Raw genomic sequence first — 5,967 nt, forward strand, 5'->3', positions numbered from 1 at the left:
TGTACCGCTCCTCGCCGTCCGGCGGCGAGACCATCGCCTACAACGTGAAATCGCCGGATCTGTCCTACGGCTCCTCCGCCTCCGCCGCCAAGCACGGCGCCCCCACCGACACCGCAACCCCGGCACCCACGCCGACCCCTACTGCAACGCCGTTCCCGGTCGGCAGATCGGTTCATGAAGGGTTTGATGCAGAGTATTATCTGTCCGCAAATCCAGATGTCGCTGCGGCCGGAGTTGATGCAGCTCTCCATTTCGAAAAGTGGGGCTGGAAGGAAGGGCGTGATCCAAACGGCCTGTTTGATACGAGTGCCTATCTTCGCGCCTACTCAGACGTGGCAGCCGCTGGGTTGAACCCACTGGAGCACTACAATAGCTGTGGGTGGAAGGAGGGCCGCGATCCATCAGGTTCTTTTGATACCTCCAGCTATCTTGCAAGCTACAGCGATGTGGCCGCAGCTGAGATGAATCCGCTCCAGCACTTTCTCCAGTTCGGGATTCATGAAGGCCGCTCCAGTTTCGGGGATTCCGTCATCGGCTAGTTCACTCAAATCATGGCGCTGGGGCATCCAATCACCCGGCCCATGGAGCGCTGCCGGCAACGCTCTGCTCGTCCTGCTCTGTCAGCCGAGGGCCCGCAGTAGGAGAAACGCGCGCGGCGGACCTTGCGCGCCGAGCTGTTGAGGCAACCCCGCTTGCGGCTCGACGGAAGGAGTGGATTGCCTCCTTGTCTCTGCGCTCGCGTCAATGTGGAGGAAGGCAAATCGGCTCGCCGTACGCTGGCATCGACAAGGTCCGGTTCGGACCTTGTCGATGTGCGAAGGGCTCGCTGATGCCGTCGCGGGTAACCGTCACTATCCCAAAAGAATCCACGTCCCCTCAGCAGTTGGCATTTGAGTTCCTTCAGCGCGATCTCTGGCTTCGAGGGCGGTGTTCGCCGACGACCGTGCACCCGGAAGCGCTGCAGACGGTCAGGATCCTGACGAGTGTTCGAGAGCGAGGTCTTGCGGTCTGCCCACTGGCCTGGTGCTACGGCATTTGGTGGGCTGGCATAAACCGAATCCAGCGCTTCTCGAGCGGTGAAGCGTCATCGACCAACGGGGAACCACCCGCCAAGAGTCGGTTGACCTGTATCAGGAGGCCGGCTTTCGATCAGCCCTCTCCCAGAGGCTGACAGCGATGCGATTGTCCGAATCACCAGGAGCGAGCCGGGTTGTAGGCCGCTGCGCTCTCCGGGGCCATTCACCCTTGCCAGATCGAGCGGGCACATGCCTTCCCGCGCCGAATCACGGAGACGGTGGTGAACGGGTCAGGCCATGGCTGGAGCCCGTGCTTCCAAGCCACTCAGGTGCGCATGTCCGACCTTCGGTTGGAATATCCCAGCGGTAGAAATCGCCACGGCTCACGACATTACGAAGATCTGCCATCATCATTTCGCAGATCTGTCAGGATAATGCCGGGCCCGGCAGTGAATACATTCCAAGAAAATTCGAGTCGCAGAAGAAGAAGAAGATACCGTTTGCGCTACCGGGAGTCGGAGGTGAGTGGCGGGGGTTATTTCGCGGCCGAGCTTGGATGGCTGTAGGACTAACGGCTTACCTTTTCTGTCGGGTTTCCGACAGACCGGGTCTCGAAGCCTGATCTAGGGTCTCCTAAATGTTAACGATAGCCCAGAGGGGCAGGAATGGCACATTCGAAGATTGATTTCGCGGCCGAGCGCCTGTTGGAGGACCACACCATCACCAATCCCTTGCCGCCGAAACTGCCCGTCGCCCTGATCAGTGATAGCGGGATATTGCTGAGGGGGCTTCAGCATCTCCTGCATGGAACCCAGTTCGATTCTGTTGAGGCGTTTCCTTCGAGAGACTCTAGCGGTGGGAAGCTGTTGGCCTGCAACACTGCCCTTGTGGTCATTGACGCAAACCAAGATGTCGGGCGCGTGCTTGAACTCGTCAGGTCCGTGAGGGAACACGCACCAGCCACGAAGATCGTTGCTCTGGCTGATCAGCTTGATCTCAGGCTGGTGCGCCTCGGACTGGAGGCAGGAGTTGATGGTTTCTGTCATACGGCCAGTCGCCGGAATGCGTTGGTCAAGTGTCTTGAGTTGATCATGCTCGGCGAGGCCACGCTGCCCTCGGCAACAGTTCGCTCCCTCTTCACAAAGCTCTCTCGGACCGTTTCACGGACGCCCGAATGCAATAACTTGGAAGCGCCCAAGTCTCTTGCCTCGACACGACACAATCTTTCTGTCCGAGAGGCAGAGGTTTTGAATTGCCTCATGGAAGGTGCGCCGAACAAGATCATTGCTCGGAAACTCGATCTTGCCGAGGCAACCGTCAAGGTCCACGTCAAGGCAGTGCTTCGCAAAATTGGGGCGGCCAACCGCACGCAGGCAGCTATGTGGGCGACGGGGCGACTAAGGGCGGGAGGCGCAGCCTCCATCAATGCCTGACAGAGCCGTCATGAAGGTCACTGTCGGTGACGAGGTCCAGATTCATTATCATCCTTAGGATCTCAGGCAGAGCTTTGCGACCTCCGTGGTCAGGCGCATAGACGTAGTAATGCTTTGCGGATCCGGCTTTGCCATCGAAACTCTCTCCGAGCTGATTCCGGGCCGGGAACTACCCGTTAGATCTGGCTACCAAAAACCAGTTCCTGTAGGCTCCGCAGGATGAATTCCATTGACGGATCGCGATCCTGTCACGACGTCGGAACGCCGAGGCTGGCAGCGAGTTGGTGCCGCGATCCGGACCATTGCAGACCTCTGAAACGCGGCACGAGCAAGACCAATCGTCAGAAGGTGATCGGCACCAGAAGGAGTATCCACCCGAGCGGCGGGCGCGTAAGGAACTTTCGGCAATGCTCGGGTGGCGAACTTAACGGACTTTGGCATCGTCCGGAACGGCCACACCTATCGACCAAAGTTCCTTGATGACGCTTACGAGCCAGCTCAATTAGGTTCGGACAAACGTTAGCTTTGACGGTCATTGTTGTGACCAGCACTCCTGGCAGGTTCGGGTGCCGGAGCATACCGCGAGGGCTCGCGTCGTTGAAAAATCCGTCGGGTGCCGTTCGCGGCAATTGCTTGTTGCTCATACGTCGGATCCTGGCACCGCGTTCGAATATGCGACAATGCGGCGCGGCAATGGAACAGCCGGAGCATGACAATTCGATCTGAAGGGTAGCCGCGCCACAAAATGATCGGTTCAAATTGGCAGGCAGTTAACGAAAGCCCCCTGCTCGACTAGCGAAAGAGCGAATCCTGAATATTATCGGGCGCCGTCAGGGTCTTGCGCCGCAATTGGACGCCAGACCGATATTGAACTGAGAGAGCGAAGTCTGGAAAGTGCCCGAGTCGAGAATTCTTTGGGTGCGGGTGCCTTACGTCGTGCATGCTGTGCCCCCGCGCTGTCGTAACGCTGAAATGATCGGCGTCCAGATGCGGCAGCCTGTAACGATCCGATGTGTGGATCGCGATGAGGCTGAAATCAGCATCACGGTACGTTGGCCCGCCGACGTTGGACCTGCATACATGCACTGGCGCTTCTTCGAAAAGGCATTCTGGCGTCCGCTTCTGTCGCCCGAGGGCGAAGCAATTCTAGAGCCGGGCACCTTCGAGAGACTGCTCCGCGAGGGAGATGCTGGATGGGGCGACTACCCGTTTCTCAACAGCGTGCGCCTCTACGGTGTGCCGGCAGCGCCCTTCGACCTGCCTGAGGAACCGCCGCCGATGTGGCGGGTCAGAGCGGAAGAGCGGGCTGACGCAATCGCGCGGGCGCAAGCGATCGCAGAGCATGATTTGATTTCAGTGAACGGCACTATCTATCGTCGCTCACGGCCGCCCATGTGGGCCTTCGGCGGCTTGTATCGCTATGATCAAGAATCACAGCTGAAACTTGTCATGCCCGAACACTCTCATAGGCAAGGCTACTTTTTCTCCCTGAACCGCCGCGACGAGGCGCTCGCATTCGCAGCGCAGATGGCCCATCGACTGCCCTTGGATGACACCGTCAGGCAGAGACAGTTATGGCCCACGCAAGCGCAGGAGGTCGAGATCACCTACCATGACGCGGTCACCCTTCCGGACGATCACGCCTTCAGTTTCGTGCAGACATACCAGCAAGTCGACCATATCCTCCAGCCTGTACGGTTTGGTGATCTCCCAAGTGACCTTCTCGCCGCGCATGTGAAACTGGGCGAAGCGAGCGAGTTGCTAACGCGATCAGCATCTTCCAGTGATCATCAGATGCTGTTTGGCGACGCCGTAGCTGCGGTAGATGCAATCGCCGCATGTACATTCCCGCTGTCGCAACCGTCGCGGACTCACCTGGAGAGGGCGGTCAACATTGCCAGGGTGCAGCAGTGGCGTACCGAGTTTGAGAAAGAACAAGGTGATATCGAAGCCTTGGCGGATATGTGAATTTTCCAATTGAGAGGCCGCTGAGCAGCTATCCAACCTTTCCGGCGAGACGCGGGGCAGGATGCGGTTCATGGTGGAGGTGGCGTCGCGTCTCGACGGTCTCGACAGGTGGCCCGTTCTCCTTGGCTTGAATTGGTGACGAATGTTCGCTCAACCACCGACCTGTGCGCGAGCACGTAGGCGCCGCTCGGGTCGGGGGCTTGGATCCAGCCTTCATCCGACCGCATTACCGGTCGCTCAATGCCGCAGGATTGACAATCGTCCGGCAAAAGCCCTCTGGAGGCAGTCCTTCAAACCGAAATGTGCCGTATCGGCCCAGGTCGGTTCAAATGCGGGAGACACAGGTTGCAGCTTGGAGAGCAAGAGTTCGACCCTCGGCTGGTCAGAAAGTCGGCCTAATGGATCGTGACCATCAGCAGAGGGCCTCGCGTATCAATGAGCAGGTGGCAATTGCAGTCCTTGATCCTTTTATCGCCGATATGAACCGCTCGTTTCATCCGCCCCAGCCGTATCCATCGATCTGCTGTAGATAATCACGGCTGGGGTTGAAGATGGCTTGCTTCATGCTGGGGAGAGAAAAAGCGCATCGGTAGCAGAGCCGGTTCATGTCCACCTGAACGGACGACGGGCATGAACCCCGATTATGGCTCCGTCCGCATCGGGGCTGAGGCAAACGAAGAACACTTGGTTCGTGAGGCGCCAACTCAGCCCCAGTCGTCGCACCCTGAGCCGAATGGGCGACGGATCTCGGCGCATGTCTCGCTCGTGCGGCAGGTGAACGTTGCGTTGAGGGCGCCGCCATGGATTTCGTGGACCGTTGAAGAAGTCAGCGGCGTTCGCAGACGAAGCCTGAATCGTCGCCATTGTGGATGTAGAAGTGGCCGACGAGGCGACCGGCCGTGCCGAGCACGGCCCATCCGCGCCCACAGGCCGGATCGTTATCGTCATAGCCTTCCCACGAGAACTCGGCGCAGGCCGCACCATCACGTGAGCCATAGCGGACATCGAGGAAACCCTTGAGCGCTCCGAAGGCGATCTCCCCGTCCGTCGCGCCCGACAAGGTGAGATGTGCCTCCTCGACGAGATCGAGGAAGTCGTTGCTCCAGATATCCATCTCGACGATGCGCCAGTGGCCGGCAAACGCCTTGGCAAAGGCAGGAGCTTTGGCCATAAGGTTGTCTCCCTCGGCGGCTTGCGCAGGCGCTCCAGCTTGCAGGCCGCCGCTGCAAGGGGAAGGCTGGTTCCACCCGCTCCGCGGCGGGGGAGGTGGGTTTGGTCTTGCCGGCGAGAAACCGAGCGGCGATGTGGCCGTCGACAAGCCGGTCGCGGTTCTGGAAAAAGTCGGGTGTACCCAGGCGGCATCGTCGATCCCGAGCCCGGCGAACCTGCGAAAGAGCAGATCAGATTCGAGCCGCACCATCAACGTAAGCACTCGGCGTGGGCCCTCTTGTGAGAGTGCTGTTTGCACGTGACGTTCTGACCTTAAGGCTAGCTTTAAGGTCAGTAGATCAATGAAGATCGAAGTTCTCGGCACAGAGCGCCGGCGGCGC

At 59.2% G+C, this 5,967-nt stretch carries 3 protein-coding genes and 1 pseudogene; 3 read left to right on the top strand and 1 reads right to left on the bottom strand.

Features of this window, described 5'->3' with window-relative positions:
- The 3 genes and pseudogenes from ACFOYU_RS15530 to ACFOYU_RS15540 form a co-directional block, all read left to right on the top strand.
- A pseudogene (locus tag ACFOYU_RS15530) lies at positions 1–539 on the top strand (hypothetical protein); the annotation flags it as partial.
- Between the two features lie 1,142 nt (positions 540–1,681).
- On the top strand, positions 1,682–2,449 hold the full coding sequence (locus tag ACFOYU_RS15535; protein ID WP_377034289.1) for a LuxR C-terminal-related transcriptional regulator: 768 nt from the start codon (positions 1,682–1,684) through the stop codon (positions 2,447–2,449).
- A gap of 1,014 nt (positions 2,450–3,463) precedes the next feature.
- Complete coding sequence (locus ACFOYU_RS15540; RefSeq protein WP_377034290.1) at positions 3,464–4,417, top strand: hypothetical protein; 954 nt, start codon at positions 3,464–3,466, stop codon at positions 4,415–4,417.
- An 826-nt stretch (positions 4,418–5,243) separates the two neighbouring features.
- Here ACFOYU_RS15540 and ACFOYU_RS15545 read toward each other — a convergent pair.
- Positions 5,244–5,588, bottom strand: coding sequence for a hypothetical protein (locus ACFOYU_RS15545; protein WP_377034291.1), 345 nt, complete (start codon positions 5,586–5,588; stop codon positions 5,244–5,246).
- Between the last annotated feature and the right edge of the window lie 379 nt (positions 5,589–5,967).

This window comes from Microvirga sp. GCM10011540, assembly GCF_042650665.1.
GTDB classification, from domain to species: Bacteria; Pseudomonadota; Alphaproteobacteria; order Rhizobiales; family Beijerinckiaceae; genus Microvirga; species Microvirga lenta.